At 60.7% G+C, this 14665-nt stretch carries 15 protein-coding genes; 7 read left to right on the forward strand and 8 right to left on the reverse strand.

Annotated features, from left to right (window positions below; genetic code table 11):
• Positions 1-68: 68 nt before the first annotated feature.
• From ACWNC0_RS08655 to secB, 4 genes are all read right to left on the reverse strand, one after another.
• On the reverse strand, positions 69-716 hold the full coding sequence (locus ACWNC0_RS08655) for a DUF4136 domain-containing protein (RefSeq protein WP_449470974.1): 648 nt from the start codon (positions 714-716) through the stop codon (positions 69-71).
• Between the two features lie 165 nt (positions 717-881).
• The gene (trpS, locus tag ACWNC0_RS08660; protein WP_449470976.1) at positions 882-1886 is read right to left on the reverse strand and encodes a tryptophan--tRNA ligase; all 1005 of its coding nucleotides are present in this window, start codon (positions 1884-1886) and stop codon (positions 882-884) included.
• A gap of 4 nt (positions 1887-1890) precedes the next feature.
• Entirely contained in the window at positions 1891-3483 is a 1593-nt protein-coding gene (gene murJ / locus ACWNC0_RS08665; protein WP_449470977.1) for a murein biosynthesis integral membrane protein MurJ, read from the reverse strand.
• A 134-nt stretch (positions 3484-3617) separates the two neighbouring features.
• Positions 3618-4118: a protein-export chaperone SecB gene (gene secB, locus ACWNC0_RS08670; RefSeq protein ID WP_449470978.1), complete on the reverse strand. Its 501-nt coding sequence runs from the start codon at positions 4116-4118 to the stop codon at positions 3618-3620.
• Positions 4119-4304: 186 nt separating this feature from the next.
• On the opposite strand from secB, the gene ACWNC0_RS08675 reads away from it, so the two are divergent.
• The 4 genes from ACWNC0_RS08675 to ACWNC0_RS08690 all read left to right on the forward strand — a co-directional run bounded on the left by ACWNC0_RS08675 (position 4305) and on the right by ACWNC0_RS08690 (position 8533).
• Positions 4305-4961 carry a Tim44/TimA family putative adaptor protein gene (locus ACWNC0_RS08675; RefSeq protein ID WP_449470979.1) on the forward strand — a complete coding sequence of 219 codons (657 nt, stop codon included), beginning with the start codon at positions 4305-4307 and terminating at the stop codon, positions 4959-4961.
• A complete protein-coding gene (mltA, locus tag ACWNC0_RS08680) occupies positions 4958-6211 on the forward strand; it encodes a murein transglycosylase A (protein ID WP_449470980.1) in 1254 nt (417 codons plus the stop codon). Before ACWNC0_RS08675 ends, mltA begins: the two co-directional genes overlap by 4 nt.
• A gap of 12 nt (positions 6212-6223) precedes the next feature.
• Positions 6224-6757 carry a Smr/MutS family protein gene (locus tag ACWNC0_RS08685; RefSeq protein ID WP_449470982.1) on the forward strand — a complete coding sequence of 178 codons (534 nt, stop codon included), beginning with the start codon at positions 6224-6226 and terminating at the stop codon, positions 6755-6757.
• A gap of 99 nt (positions 6758-6856) precedes the next feature.
• Positions 6857-8533, forward strand: a complete 1677-nt coding sequence (locus ACWNC0_RS08690) for a putative bifunctional diguanylate cyclase/phosphodiesterase (protein WP_449470984.1) — start codon at positions 6857-6859, stop codon at positions 8531-8533.
• A 3-nt stretch (positions 8534-8536) separates the two neighbouring features.
• Here the strand turns inward: ACWNC0_RS08690 and dapE are convergent, their stop codons facing one another.
• Positions 8537-9679: a succinyl-diaminopimelate desuccinylase gene (gene dapE / locus ACWNC0_RS08695; RefSeq protein ID WP_449470985.1), complete on the reverse strand. Its 1143-nt coding sequence runs from the start codon at positions 9677-9679 to the stop codon at positions 8537-8539.
• Between the two features lie 50 nt (positions 9680-9729).
• On the opposite strand from dapE, the gene ACWNC0_RS08700 reads away from it, so the two are divergent.
• Together ACWNC0_RS08700 and ACWNC0_RS08705 are read left to right on the forward strand one after the other, a co-directional pair.
• The gene (locus ACWNC0_RS08700; protein ID WP_449470986.1) at positions 9730-10173 is read left to right on the forward strand and encodes a cupin domain-containing protein; all 444 of its coding nucleotides are present in this window, start codon (positions 9730-9732) and stop codon (positions 10171-10173) included.
• A gap of 26 nt (positions 10174-10199) precedes the next feature.
• Positions 10200-11204 (forward strand): S66 peptidase family protein, encoded by a 1005-nt coding sequence (locus ACWNC0_RS08705; protein ID WP_449474579.1) that lies wholly within the window; start codon positions 10200-10202, stop codon positions 11202-11204.
• A gap of 5 nt (positions 11205-11209) precedes the next feature.
• On the opposite strand, the gene ACWNC0_RS08710 is transcribed toward ACWNC0_RS08705, so the two are convergent.
• From ACWNC0_RS08710 to ACWNC0_RS08720, 3 genes are read right to left on the reverse strand one after another with little or no spacing between them, the layout of a single operon-like run.
• Positions 11210-11569, reverse strand: a complete 360-nt coding sequence (locus ACWNC0_RS08710; RefSeq protein ID WP_449470988.1) for a hypothetical protein — start codon at positions 11567-11569, stop codon at positions 11210-11212.
• 45 nt (positions 11570-11614) lie between these two features.
• Positions 11615-12079 (reverse strand): vgr related protein, encoded by a 465-nt coding sequence (locus tag ACWNC0_RS08715; protein WP_449470990.1) that lies wholly within the window; start codon positions 12077-12079, stop codon positions 11615-11617.
• A gap of 3 nt (positions 12080-12082) precedes the next feature.
• Positions 12083-12541, reverse strand: coding sequence for a copper chaperone PCu(A)C (locus tag ACWNC0_RS08720; RefSeq protein ID WP_449470992.1), 459 nt, complete (start codon positions 12539-12541; stop codon positions 12083-12085).
• Positions 12542-12714: 173 nt separating this feature from the next.
• Here ACWNC0_RS08720 and dnaK point away from each other — a divergent pair, with 173 nt between their 5' ends.
• Complete coding sequence (dnaK, locus tag ACWNC0_RS08725) at positions 12715-14613, forward strand: molecular chaperone DnaK (RefSeq protein ID WP_449470994.1); 1899 nt, start codon at positions 12715-12717, stop codon at positions 14611-14613.
• The last annotated feature ends 52 nt before the right edge of the window (positions 14614-14665 follow it).

A 14665-nucleotide genomic window follows, 5' to 3' on the forward strand; every position in this document is an offset into this window, starting at 1 on the left:
CCAAACCGAGAAAATTCGGCGGTCTCCTACTCCGAAGTGAAGACCGCCGATGAGCGTTTCGTCCGAGGTCAGCCCTTCCGTTCGGGCGGCAGGGTGATCTTCACATCCTCTCCATTCTGCCCCGGAAAGCCGGTGAACATGGCGTCGATCAAGTTGGGGACGAGATAGGTCAACCTGTTCGACAGGGATTGCGCGGACGCCTTGCCTTCGAACAGCCGCCTATTGTCGGCCGCCCGATCGATCTTCATGCTGAGGTCGCTGGTATATACGGTATAGCTGCTGACGTCGCTGTAACCGGGGCCGAACAGCCACGGATCATAGAAGCCGTAGCCCCACGGCCGACCCCACCGGCCGCGCCAGCCCCAGCCGCCATAGAAATAGGGGTCGGGCGGGCCGAAGCCGGTAGAGCGCACCTTCTCACGCCCATTATCGACATGATAGGCGACGCGGACGATCAGGTCCGCGCGGGCCGGATCAGATGCGGGAGTGTAGCCTGTCTGCGCCAGGCGTTGACCTACCATCCCTGCATATTGCGAAAATTCAAGGCCACCGGCGAGACTGGGGTCATCAGAAACGATGGTGAAGCTCTGTCCGGCGGGTGCAGGCAATTGCTGGAAGCGCGCGACATTTGCTTTGAAGGATGAAGCGCAGCCAGAAAGGGCGATCAGCGCCAACGTCGGCGCCGCAACCATACCAATCTTTTTGATAAGTTTCATATTCCAGCGTCCCTAAGGCAGAGAACCATTGCAACCTTGCGCCCGACAATAGCAGAACGCAACTGAACATCATTTGAACGCTCAAACAAGGCGGGCGGACGCAATAATGTCAGCTATAGGCAAGACGTCACGGGGATCGTTATTCCGTCGACGACGGGCAGCGTTTCAGCGCATCAGGCCCATCGCATCATAGGCCGACCGCAATGCGGGTTCAGCGGCGGCACGCGCCTTCGCCGCACCATTCTCCAATATAGCGTCGAGAGCCGCGTCATCCGTGCGCAGTTCCAGGAAGCGCGTACGGATAGGCCGGAGGGTTTCAACCAACAGTTCGCCCAAAGCAGGTTTGAATGCCCCGAAACCCTTGCCTGCAAATTCGGCGCACACGGCGTCGGCCGTTCTTCCCGCCAAAGTCGCGTAGATGCCGATCAGATTATTCGCTTCCGGTCGGCCCTGCAGACCCTCTGCCGTTTCGGGCAATGGTTCCGGATCAGTCTTGGCCTTCTTCACCTTCTGCATGATCGCGTCATCCTCATCGGTGAGGTTGATGCGGCTCATGTCCGACGGATCGGACTTCGACATTTTTGCAGTGCCATCGCGCAAGGACATGATGCGCGCCGATTCCTTGGGGATGATCGGATCGGGCAAGGTGAACAGCTCGACCCCGAAATCCGTGTTGAACTTTGTTGCGATGTCCCGGGCCAGTTCGAGATGCTGCTTCTGGTCCTCGCCCACAGGCACATGCGTAGCGTTATAGACGAGGATGTCGGCTGCCTGCAGCACCGGATAGACGAACAGGCCGATCGAGGCGCCTTCGCGATCCTTGCCGACCTTGTCCTTGAACTGCGTCATGCGGTTCAGCCAGCCAATCCGCGCCGTGCCGTTCAGCAACCAGCATAGCTCCGCATGGGCGGGGACCCGCGCCTGATTGAACAGTACGGAGCGATCAGGATCAATCCCCGCGGCGACAAGCGCCGCCGCCATGTCGCGGACATTACGAATGCGCTGCTCGCGCCCCTCATGCACGGTGATCGAGTGCATGTCGGCCAGAAAGAAGAAGCATTGGCTTGCCGCATCCATCTCGTCCTGCATGCGCACCCAATTGCGGATCGCGCCCAGATAATTGCCCAGATGCAGATTACCGGTCGGCTGGATGCCGGAAAGGACGCGCATTCTTTTATCCATTCTCTTGGGTTGTGGTTGAGCCCCGTCGGCGCATGAGTGCCTTAAGGTCGGACACCCGATAAGCGCCCGTCAGGAAACAGGCTATCCCGTAAAGCGCTATCCCCGCGCCGACAAGCACGGCCAGCGCAAGATAACGCTGGATCATTGCCCCCGCTAACCATGGTTCAAGGAGGCTTTCGCCCGCGACAAGCGCGCCGCCCATGACGAGCGCTGCCAGCGCAAGTCGAGGAAGCCTTCGGCGCAGCTGCGCATCAGCGATGAAATGGCCGCGCTTTACCAGCGTTGCATAAAGCATGGCGACATTGACGGTCGAGGACATCGCGGTCGCCAGAGGCGGGCCTACATGCCCGAGCAGGGGGATTAGTGCGATATTGCCGATGATGTTGATGAGGATCGACAGCATCGCATAACGCACCGGGGTCTTGGTGTCGCCACGTGCATAATAGCCGGGCGTCAGAACCTTCACGAGCACATAGGAGGGGAGGCCGATCGAGAAGGCGGACAATGCCCAACCACAGCGACGCGCATCCTCAACGCTGAAGCGGCCATATTGAAAAAGGCCGCGAACGATCGGCTCGGCAACCGTGATGAAGGCGATCGTCGCGGGCAATGTGAGAAAGAGGGCCAACTCCACGCCGCGATTTTGCGTTTCCATGGCCACCTGCTCTTGCCCCGTCGACAGAAGCCGGGAAATGGTCGGCAGCAATATGGTGCCGAGGCCGATCCCGATCAGTCCGAGCGGCAACTGGTTCAACCGATCGGCATAGTAGATATAGGTGATCGACCCGGAGGCGAGCAGCCAACCGGACAACGCAGTGGAAATAAGCAAGTTGATCTGGGAAGCGCCAGCCCCGGCGGCAGCTGGCACGATAAGACGCAGCAACTCACGTACATCACCGTCAAGACGGGGGCGTTTGATCTTCATCGATACGCCCGCGCGACGGCAGGCCCAGATCAGCCATAAGAGTTGCAGCGCTCCGCCCACAGTGACCGATATGGCCTGGACACGAGCCGTTTCATATTCGTCCGCCCCGTGGAAAAGCCACAGCCCGGCGATCATGGCGACATTGAGCAATATCGGGGCGGCCGCATTCACCCAGAATTTATCGAGCGAATTCAATATGCCGCCCAACAAGGAAGCAAGGCTGATCAGCGCGAGATAGGGCAGGGTGATGCGCGACAACAGCACCGCGAAGGCAAACTGCTCCGGCGTCGGGTTTTGGCGCGAGAAACCGCCGGATAGCAGCCAGGTGATGGGGTAGGCCGCAGCAATCAGGATGACAGTGAAAAGAATAAGCACCGGCAACAGGACGGCAAGCGCACGTTCGGCGAAATGATAGCCGTCCGCGACACCGCCCGGCCCCGCCGCCTTGCGGTTGAACATCGGAATGAAGGCTGCGGAAAAGGCGCCCTCCGCAAACAGGGCGCGAAACATGTTGGGCAGGCGAAATGCTACGCCATTGAAGGCGTCCGACGCAAAGCCTGCACCGACATAGCGCGCGGCCAATGAGTCACGGACCAGCGCGAGCACCCTGCTGGCGAGCGTCAGCCCGCCTACCGAGCCAAGCGCCTTGACCAACTTCATGGGATTATCTCTCCCGCCGAGCGAGGTTGGGCTGGTCGGTTCTGCCTACGGCCGAAGCGCAGGGCAGTTCGCTTACTCCGATTACCGCAAGCTTGGCGAGCCCAGCGGGAGCGGAGTGCGGCCTCATATGCGCTTCAGGCGTGACCAGCCGGTTCGCCAGCGGTTTGTGCGATCGCCTGAGCCTGCTGCTCGTAAAGTCCACCGAAATCGATCGGGTCCAGCAACAGCGGAGGGAAACCGCCATCGCGGATCGCATCGGCCAGAACGCGGCGGGCGAAGGGAAAGAGCAGGCGCGGCGCTTCTGCCAGCATGAAAGGCTGAAGCTGTTCGTCCGGCAGATTGCGCATGCCGAAGAGCGCGGCGTACAGCAGTTCGACCGCAAATGCCGTACCCTGCGGAGCGAGCGCCTTCACTTCGATTTTCAAGGAAACTTCTACGACTTCATCACCGACCTTGTCGGCCCCGATGTTGAACTGAACATCGATTTGCGGCTGATCTGGCCATTGGTAGACGGCAGGCGAATTAGGGTTCTCGAACGAGAGATCCTTCACATATTGGCTGATGAGCGCGATCTGTGGGCTCGTGTCGGCGCCGTTACCCGCGCTGGTCTGGATCGTATCGGCTTCGTCGGCCATTTGAGTTCCCTGAATTTCCTGTTGGTCCGGGGGCAACAAGCCCCAAGACGTTGGCCCGTGCGCTTAGCAGGGGCGGCGGGGCAGGGCAATGCCGCCGCCGAAAGGCGCCATTTGAATATGGGCGGAAACATGCCTATGTTGATTGCGTTGTCGTTTTCAGATCTAGTCTAAAGGGTTCTTTGCCCCGTGTATGTAATCGTGATCCTCGCCCTCATCGCCGGTTTTCTGGCGTTGCGGCTCTACTCCGTACTGGGAAAGCGGACGGGGCATGAGCAGGAACCTGCACTGCGTCCGGCTGAGGAAAGGGCGAAGGTAACTGTCCTCCAGCCTCGCACGATGACGGACATGGCCGGTGATTCGGTGCGGTTGGCCGATGGCTTGATTGCCCAAGGTGGCGAAGCTGGCGTGCGCGCATTGATCGCGGCCGATCGGAATTTCGATGTCCCGCAATTTGTCGAGGGTGCGAAAGCAGCCTACAAGATGGTGCTTGAGGCATTCTGGCGGGGCGATCGTTCGGAATTGGAATGGCTGTGCGATACAGATGTTCTGACCTCTTTCGAGGAATCGATCGCACAGCGCGAGGCTGCGGGTCATGTGCTCGACAACCGGCTTGTTAGGATCGAAAAGGCGCAGATCGTGGGCGCCAGCGTCGATGGACGTGTTGCCGAAGTGTCGCTTCGGTTTGAGGCCGATATCGCAGCGGTGACGAGGGACAAGGATGGCAATGTCGTCGCCGGTTCGCTCACTGATGCAGTGAGTACCAACGATATCTGGACATTCACGCGCGACTTGCGCAGCACCGATCCCAACTGGAAGCTTAGCGAAACCGACGAGGCGGCATGAACTTCAGGCAGCCGGGGGCAGCGCTGTCGGCTGCGCTGCTCTTGTCGGCATGCGCGGGCGGTGTCATCCCACCCGGAGCGACAGGTCCTGCCCCTTCGAGACCAGTGCGCGGGTCTGAGGCCCCGGTCAGCGCAGTTCCCGCGACGCCGCGCCCCGCTTTACCGTCCGCGACGCCATCGACCGAGGCTGCCGACAATTTAACTGCGATGGCAGCCGGAGTTGCGCGTGGTCCCGACATTGCGCCACTGATCGAAGCGGGCGAGCGTTCGCGCAAGGCGCTGGAGGCATTTCGTCTTTCCTGCCCGTCGCTGATGAAGCGCATCGATCAGAGCGGCCTTACAAGAGGGTCGGACTGGAACAATGCCTGCGCTGCCGCGTCCAGCTGGCCTGAAGCGAGCGCCAACGAATTTTTTGTCCGCTATTTCGAGGCGGTGCAGGTTGGCCTCGGCACAGCGTTCGTCACTGGATATTATGAGCCGGAAATCTCCGGGTCGCGAAATGAGCAAGCAGGCTACCAGATCCCGATCTATCGCCGCCCGCCCGAGCTGATCGACGTCAATCTTGGCCTGTTCAGTGACAGTCTGAAGGGCAAGACCATCCGCGGCAAGGTGCAAGGCAGCAATTTCGTCCCCTTTGACGAGCGTTCCCAAATCGTCGCTGGTGCGCTCGCCGGTCGTGGGCTCGAACTTGCGTGGGCGGCGGACCCGGTCGAATTCTTCTTTCTTCAGGTGCAGGGCAGTGGACGTCTGCTGCTGCCCGGTGGCGATGTCATGCGGATCGGCTATGACGGGCAGAATGGCCGCGATTATGCTGGCATCGGCAAGCTGATGAAGGATCGCGGACTGATCCAGGCGGGATCGATGCAGGATATCATGGCATGGTTGCGCGCCAACCCGGTGGAGGGCGCGCAGATCATGAATGAAAACAAGAGCTTCGTGTTTTTTCGCGAACTGACAGGGCCGGGGCCGATTGGCGCCATGGGAGTGCCGGTGACGGCTGAGGCGACCGTCGCCGCTGATCCGCGATATGTCCCGATGGGGGCGCCGGTGCTGCTTTCGCTTGATCGCGCGGAGCCCAATGGCGTCTGGATTGCCCAGGATACGGGCGGTGCCATCAAAGGCGCCAATCGATTCGACAGCTTCTGGGGTGCAGGTAGCCGAGCGCGGTCGATCGCCGGGGGCATGTCGGCACGCGGTAGCGCGCTGATCTTGCTGCCCGTTGGATCGGCGGCGCGGCTGACGTCACAATAATTGCGGCTGGCGATGGCCCGTCGGCATCTTTCCTCTGACGAACAGGCGCTTTGGAGCGCTCTTACTCGATCCGTTCGCCCACTGCGGCCTGGTCGGCATAAAGTCGATATGACTGAGCCTGTCGCAACGGTGCCAGGCAGCCGAGCTTTGCCGCCTGTTCCTTCGCGGCCTATGGAAACACGTCCATCCCGCTCCCCGGCAGCTATTCTCGATAATGGGTGGGAGCGCCGTATCCGTGGCGGGACACTGGCACCGGACGTGGCAATCGACCTCCACGGTCACACCCTCTCGAGCGCGCATGCAATGCTGAATCAGGCGCTTTCGTCCGCATTGGCCCGTGATTTGCGCATCCTGCTCGTGATTACAGGGAAGCCTCCCAAAGCGGCCGTTCCAAACCGCGAATACCGGCGGGGCGCAATCCGGGGTGAGATCGGTCACTGGCTTGAAACCAGCCCCTTTGCAGACCGGATCGCAAGCGTCAGACAGGCCCATCCCCGCCATGGCGGCGACGGAGCTATCTACATCATATTGCGGCGCAAAAAATAGCCGCCGTAAGCTCTGCCACTGACCTTTTCTTAACCAGCGTCCTCCATAAGCATCCCGATCCGTGGCTCATTATCGAGCTACGCTCTGGGCAGGAGGCACATGCAGGGCGTGACATTGAAAAGCCGCGCCACTGCCTTCGCCTGCGCCGCGGGGGCGCTGGTGTTTATCCTGTCGCTTGTGCTTGGGCAGGATCAGGCCGAAGATATCCTTGGCATCGGCAGATCGCTGATCGTCGCGATCCTTTGCGGCACATTGAGCTGGGCTTCAGCGCGCCAGACGGTCGCCACGACCGCGAGCGCCATTGATGTCGCAACCGAAAGGCTGATCGCCGCTGCCCATGGTGATCTGCAATCGTCCGTACCGCCTGAGATCGCCGTCGAATTGCCCGACCTGTCGGTAGCGATGACCAGCCTGTTCAGTCAGGTCCGTACCAACCTCGACCATGTGCAAACACTCGCATTGTTTGACCAGGTGACGGGCCTTGCCAACCGCACCAGCTTTTGCCGACAGGTCGAAAGGCTGCTGGCCGAGCGGGAAGAGACTTGTGCAGCGGCGCTGTTCTTCATCGATCTCGACGGCTTCAAGGGGGTGAATGACACGCTGGGCCATGCCGCAGGTGACCAGTTGCTCGCTCGTGTCGCCGGACGTCTCCGCGAAGTCGTGATGGCGCAGGTCAGTGCAGGCATGAACGATGCGGTCATCGGTCGGCTCGCGGGTGATGAGTTCACGATGTTTTTCCCCAAGTTGCCCGGACCCGAGGCTGCGAGCCGGATCGCGCGCGCTATTCAATTCGCCCTGAGCGAGCGCTTCGATCTGGGCAGCCAGCATATAGAGTTGGGCGCATCGATCGGCATCGCCTGTTACCCCGATCACGGCGATACCCTCTCTGCCCTGCTGCGATCCGCCGATATCGCCATGTATCATGCCAAGCACCGGGGCCGGAACCGGGCCGAAATGTTCACTGCCGAACTGGCGCTGGAAGCCGCCGACCGCGCCGAACTGGAGCGGGATTTGTTACTGGCGCTGCAACGGGACGAGTTTATTCTGGAGTTCCAGCCACAGGTGGAGGCTGTGAGTGGCCGGGTCGTCACGGCCGAAGCCTTGATCCGCTGGGCACATCCCGAACGTGACATGGTCATGCCGGGCTTCTTCGTACCTGTCGCGGAGGAAAGCGGCGCCATCGTGGCGTTGGGCGATTGGGTAATGAGCCGCGTTTGCGAAACGGCGGCGCGTTGGTCGAAGGCCGAGATCGGGCAGCGCATCGCGGTAAACATCTCGTCACGGGAACTGTCCCAAGCGGATTTCTTCCTGCGGCTGCGGCACGCCATGGCGGCGCATCAGACTCCGCCGCACATGCTGGAGCTGGAAATTTCCGAATCGCTGGCGATGGGAATGGACGAGCGGGTGCGTGCGCAGTTGAAAGCGCTGCGTGAGGAAGGCGTGCGGATCGCCATCGATGATTTCGGCACTGGCTATTCCAACCTGTCCCGCCTCAAGGAGTTGCCCGTCGATCGGGTCAAGATCGATCGGAGTCTGGTGCGCGACATCGCCGTGTCGGCTGAGGCACGTACCATTTGCAGTGCCGTTGTCGGGCTAATCCAGGGGCTGGGTATGGAGGTCGTGGTGGAGGGCGTCGAATCGGAAGCGCAAATGGAAATGCTGCGCGTTATCGGTTGCACGATGTTCCAGGGATATCATTTCGCCCGACCCACCAGCGAGCAGGATTATCTGGCCCGCTTTGCACCAAAGCAGGCCATCCAGCGCCGAATGGTTTGAAGATCAGGCCGCTAAGGCCCGGCGGACAACAAGCGCGTATATGCGCGTCAGATCTTGCAGGTCCTGCACGGCCACTGCCTCATCCAGCTTGTGCATCGTCGCATTATTCAGGCCGAATTCGACCACGGGGCAGAGTCGCGAGAGGAAACGGGCGTCCGAAGTGCCACCAGTGGTGGAAAGTTCCGCTTCCACCCCGGTCACTTCCCTGATCGCTCCTGCGACAAGGCTGGACAAGGCTCCGGGTTCGGTCAGGAATGGTTCGCCGCTGACCTTTGCGGTGACGGTGCCGCCCTCCGCTGCGGCAATCGCGTTGATCCGTTCAATCAGCTGCGCGCCACTATGTCGATCATTGAAGCGGATGGAGATACGCGCATTCGCTGCGGCTGGAATGACATTGGTTGCGGGGTTGCCGACTTCCAGGTCCGTGATCTCGATATTGCTTGGCTGAAACCAGTCGGTGCCTTCGTCCAGCACCGCGGCATCTATGGCGGCAAGAATGCGAACGAGCCGTGGCACGGGATTGTCGGCCAGATGCGGATAGGCGACATGTCCCTGCACGCCATCGACCCGAATCCACATATTCACCGAACCGCGTCGGCCCACCTTGATGACGTCGCCCAGCCGTTGGGACGAGGTGGGTTCACCAACCAGGCAGAGGTCGGGCCGCAGTCCATGCGCGGCCATGCGGTCCATGAGCGCCAACGTGCCGAAAACCGCAGGGCCTTCTTCGTCGCCAGTGATGATGAGGCTGACCGTGCCCAGCAAGTCTTCCGGAATGCTGGCAAGCGCGGCGACGAATGCAGCGATCGACCCCTTCATATCGACTGCGCCGCGACCGTAGAGCAGATTGCCGCGAAGTTCGGGCGTGAATGGGTCGCTTGTCCAGCCATCCCCGGGGGGCACTACGTCCAGATGCCCGGCGAAGGCGAAGTGCGGACCCGCTCCGGTCGTCCGCCAGGCGAGCAGATTTTCGACCGGACCGTCGGGCTCCTCCCCCACAACAAAGCGGTCGACCGTGAAGCCGAGCGGAATCAGCATCGCTTCCAGGACGGCGAAAACCTCACCCCGCGCAGGCGTTACCGAAGGACATGCAATCAGCTTTCGTGCTATGTCCACTGTGTCGGCATTGGTGCTGGTCATGCTCATGAGGCTGCGTTAGCGAAAGCCGAGCGCCTTTGCCAGCGGAGGAAGAGATCATGCCCAAGATCGATCTTGCAGCCATAGAACAGAACAACAGGACCGGTTATCCGGCTCCCTATTCCGCGGCAGTCGATGGACGCTGGGTCCGAAAGCTCGGCCATGGTTGCGGGCTAGCCGATTTTGGCATTAGTCATGTGATATTGAAACCGGGCGCGGCTTCATCGCAGCGCCACTGGCATGAGGACGAAGATGAATTCGTCGTCATGCTGAGCGGGCAGGCCGTGCTGATCGAAGAGGAAGGCCGCTTTTCGATGCAGGCGGGCGACATGGCTGCTTTCCCCAAGGGAGAGCCAAATGGGCACCAGTTGATCAATGAAAGTGAGGGCGATTGCGAGTTCCTGGCTTTCGGGCGGGTGCCACAGGGAGACGCGCATTACCCTGACATTGATCTGCGATGGTCGATGGGAGGCTATCGGCGCAAGGATGGGAGCGCTTTTTGAGCAGCTATCCGGGTTTCGACAGGCGGATGATGCTGGCGGGCATGGGGACCGCCCTGTTGGCCGCCAAGGCACCTGTTCCAACCCTCATCAAGCCGCCACGCTTGCGTCCGGGCGATGTCGTGGGGCTTGTTGAGCCAGCGGGCTTTACGGATGACATGTTCGATCTGGCTGTCGTGCGGGAAACGATATTGGCGATGGGGTTGAAGCCCAAGCCTGCCCGGCATCTGGTCGAACGATATGGCTATCTGGCGGGCAAGGACGAGGACCGGGCCGCCGATGTGAACGCGATGTTCGCCGATCCGGAGGTCCGGGCCGTGTTTGCTGTTCGGGGCGGATGGGGATGCGCGCGCATCCTGCCTTATCTGGACTTTGCAACGATTCGCGCGAACCCCAAGCTGTTGATAGGATTCAGCGATATAACCGCGCTACACATGGCCTTTGCGGCGCGGGCGGGCTTCACGACGATCCATGGACCCAATGCCGCAAGCAGCTGGCCGCAATTCAGCTGGGATGCCTTTCGCGCAATTGCCTTTGAAGGCGCTACGCCGACCTTGATCAACCCGCAGCCCAAGGAGGACCGGCTGGTTCCATTGGGCGGGCGCATCCGGACCTTTGGCGCAGGACGTGCCAGCGGGCGATTGCTGGGCGGTAACCTGACCGTGCTGGCGGCCATGATGGGCACGGGCTGGCTGCCAGACTTTGCGGGTGCCATCCTGTTTCTGGAGGATGTGGATGAGGCACCCTACCGGATCGACCGGATGCTGACCCAGCTGTCGCAGGCAGGCATTCTTGGCAAGGTTGCGGGCGTGGTGTTTGGTCAGTGTACAAGCTGTAGCGCACGGGAGCCGTCCTATGGCGGTTTCACCTTGTCCGAAGTGCTACAGCAGCATTTCGGCCCCCTTGGCGTTCCAGCATTTCAAGGCGCTGCCATAGGCCATGTAGCGAGCCAGTTCAGCCTGCCATTGGGCGTACGCGCTGAAATCGACGCTGGTACGGGGAGCATCCGTTTGCTGGAAAGGGCGGTTAGCTGAGGATTTCAGTCGGCTTCGTCGGAGGGACGGCTGTACGCTCCGCGTCCATCGGGCGGAATTAGCTCCTTACCCCGGATGGTTAGTGTCAACGTATTAAAACCGGGCTGCGGCACGTCTTTCGTCGGTTCGGCCAGCAGCCGGACGGTGTCATCCACCTCCTGCCAGCGTCCTTCGGCGAAAAGATCAAGAGCGCCGTAGACGAGATACCATTGAAACCGCCCGTCCGACCGGAGCATGAGTTCAGATCCGGTTTCCATGACACCACGAAGATAATAATGGCCCGCACGCTCAGCGGGCGAAGGCTCTGCCAAGGCTGGCGTGGCGAAGAAGGCCACCAGCGGTAGGAATGGTGCGATCAGCCGCATGCGGGCCAAGATAACAGATTTTGGCGACGAAAACCTGTCTTACGACTAGGCCCGGCTGAAGGGGAGGAGCTCTTCATAGACATGCAGCGGTGGCTTCCCCTCCACGCGTGCGCCTTTCCGCATCAGGAACGCATGGCGGACGATTTCCGCCTGTTGCTCAAGTCCATACCTCCAAAAAGGCCGACCCTGCACGATGTCGTAGCCATAGCGACAGAAGGGATGGCGCATCAGCGGCAGATACCATTTTCCGCCCCTTTGCGCCTGCCAGACATGGGTCATCTCGTGGATGAAATGACCCTGCAAGTGCAGCCCCTGGTCGCAGAAATCCGCGCAGAAGAGGCCGCTCTTGGGATTGAACCAGAGATGCCCGTCCGGCGACATGGTCACGCGGGCGGGCTGAAATGGCCACCATTTGCGATTGTGAGCCCGAACCTGATCATAGGCGATCGCATCGCCGAAAACTGATCGGGCTAGCGCGACTTCTCCCAAGGTCAGAAACCGGCTGGTCAATGCTTATTTGGCTCCTTCGGCCTTTGGAGATGGCGCGCCAGATTTTTGGATTGCGGCATCGATCAGCAGGCGGTCGCCATTGGCGAGGAGGAAGGTCAGCGTCATTTTGCCCCGGCTGATAGCCGTGTCATTGACTCCCCAGATCATCAGATGCTTGCCGCCCGGCGCGAAGGCGACCTTGGTCCTGGCGGGAATGTCGACTGAATCGATCTTCTGCATCATCATCATGCCGTTATGATCCATGCTCTCGTGCATCTCTACCTTGAGCGCGTAATCGGTTAGCACGCCGCGTAGTTGCGTCGCTGCGTCACCGCCATGCACCACGAAATATCCAGCCGATGGCGTATCCTTGTTGGGGCTCAGGCGGACCCAGGCCTGGTCGATATAGGTCGGTGCAGGATCGCCGCATGCCGCAAGCGTGAAAGGAGCGGCAAGGGCAAAGAGGCTGAATAGTGCGCGCATCAGGAGCCTTTCGTGACTGTCTCGTTTCCGGTCGGTTGTTACGGTAATCGCCCGCGCTTCTTGTGCCAAGAAAGATCGCGCCTATATCCCATCCGCAAACGGCCTTGCCTTGGCGCTTTCGTGAGGTATGGGGCCGTCAACCGCTGAATGAAATTGGGGTTTAAGAGGACAAGATGGGAAAAGTAATCGGCATTGACCTTGGCACCACCAACAGCTGCGTGGCTGTGATGGATGGCGGCAAGCCCAAGGTGATCGAAAATGCGGAAGGCGCGCGCACCACGCCGTCGATCGTGGCATTCACCAAGGATGGCGAGCGCCTGATCGGCCAGCCTGCCAAGCGTCAGGCCGTCACCAATCCGGACAACACGATTTTCGCGGTGAAGCGCCTGATCGGCCGCCGCTTTGATGATCCGACCACCAAGAAGGACATGGAGCTTGTCCCCTATCACATCGTGAAGGGCGGCAATGGCGACGCATGGGTTCAGGCTGGCGGCAAGGATTACAGCCCCTCGCAGATTTCCGCCTTCACGCTCCAGAAGATGAAGGAAACCGCCGAGAGCTATCTGGGCGAAACGGTCACTCAGGCGGTCATCACTGTTCCCGCTTACTTCAATGACGCCCAGCGTCAGGCGACCAAGGACGCCGGGCAGATCGCGGGCCTTGAAGTGCTGCGCATCATCAACGAGCCGACTGCTGCTGCGCTCGCCTATGGGCTTGAGAAGCAGGACGGCAAGACGATCGCGGTCTATGACCTTGGCGGCGGCACCTTCGACATCTCGATCCTTGAGATCGGCGATGGCGTGTTTGAGGTGAAGTCGACTAACGGCGACACCTTCCTTGGCGGTGAAGATTTCGACGCCAAGCTGGTCGAATATCTGGCCGAAGGCTTCAAGAAGGATGAGGGCATCGACCTCACCAAGGACAAGCTGGCGCTCCAGCGTCTAAAGGAAGCGGCCGAGAAGGCGAAGATCGAACTGTCCTCGGCGCAGTCGACCGAAGTCAACCTGCCTTTCATCACCGCTGACCAGAATGGCCCCAAGCATCTGGTGAAGAACATCACCCGCGCCGATCTGGAGCGTCTGGTGACGGACCTCATCAAGCGCACCATGGAGCCTTGCAAGAAGGCTATGGCCGACGCTGGCATTTCCGCGAGCGAGATCAGCGAAGTCGTCCTCGTCGGCGGCATGACCCGCATGCCCAAGGTGCGTGAGGCCGTGAAGGAATTCTTCGGTAAGGAACCGCACACCGGCGTCAACCCGGACGAAGTCGTCGCCATGGGCGCGGCCATCCAGGCGGGCGTGTTGCAGGGCGACGTCAAGGATGTGCTGTTGCTCGACGTCACCCCGCTGTCGCTCGGCATCGAGACGCTGGGCGGCGTGTTCACCCGCATGATCGACCGCAACACCACCATCCCGGCCAAGAAGTCGCAGGTTTACTCGACCGCTGACGACAATCAGCAGGCGGTGACGATCCGCGTGTTCCAGGGCGAGCGTGAAATGGCGGCGGACAACAAGCTGCTCGGCCAATTCGATCTGGTGGGCATCCCGCCCGCGCCGCGCGGTGTGCCGCAGATCGAGGTCACCTTCGACATCGACGCCAACGGCCTCGTCAACGTCCATGCCAAGGACAAGGGCACGGGCAAGGAACAGCAGATCCGCATCCAGGCTTCGGGCGGCCTCAGCGACGCCGACATCGACCAGATGGTCAAGGACGCCGAACGCTTCGCCGAAGAGGACAAGAAGCGGCGTGAAGGCGCAGAGGCCAAGAACAATGCCGAAAGCCTGATCCACACCACCGAGCAGCAGCTTTCCGAACATGGCGACAAGGTGGACGCGGCCCTTAAGTCCGAGATCGAAACCGCGATTGCCGCGACCAAATCCGCTGTCGAAGGCGGCGACGCCGAAGCGATGAAGGCCAAAGCGCAGGAACTCGCCCAGGTTGCGATGAAGCTCGGCCAGGCGATCTACGAGAAGGAACAGGCTCAGGCCTCGGCTCCGGGCGCTGAAGCTCCGAAGGCTGATGACGATGTCGTGGACGCCGAATTTTCGGAAGTAGACGACAACAAGGCATAAGGCCCGATGAAACGGTTCTCGACTTCGCTCGAACCGAACGGTTATGGTAGCC

The organism is Sphingobium chungangianum, assembly GCF_977014255.1.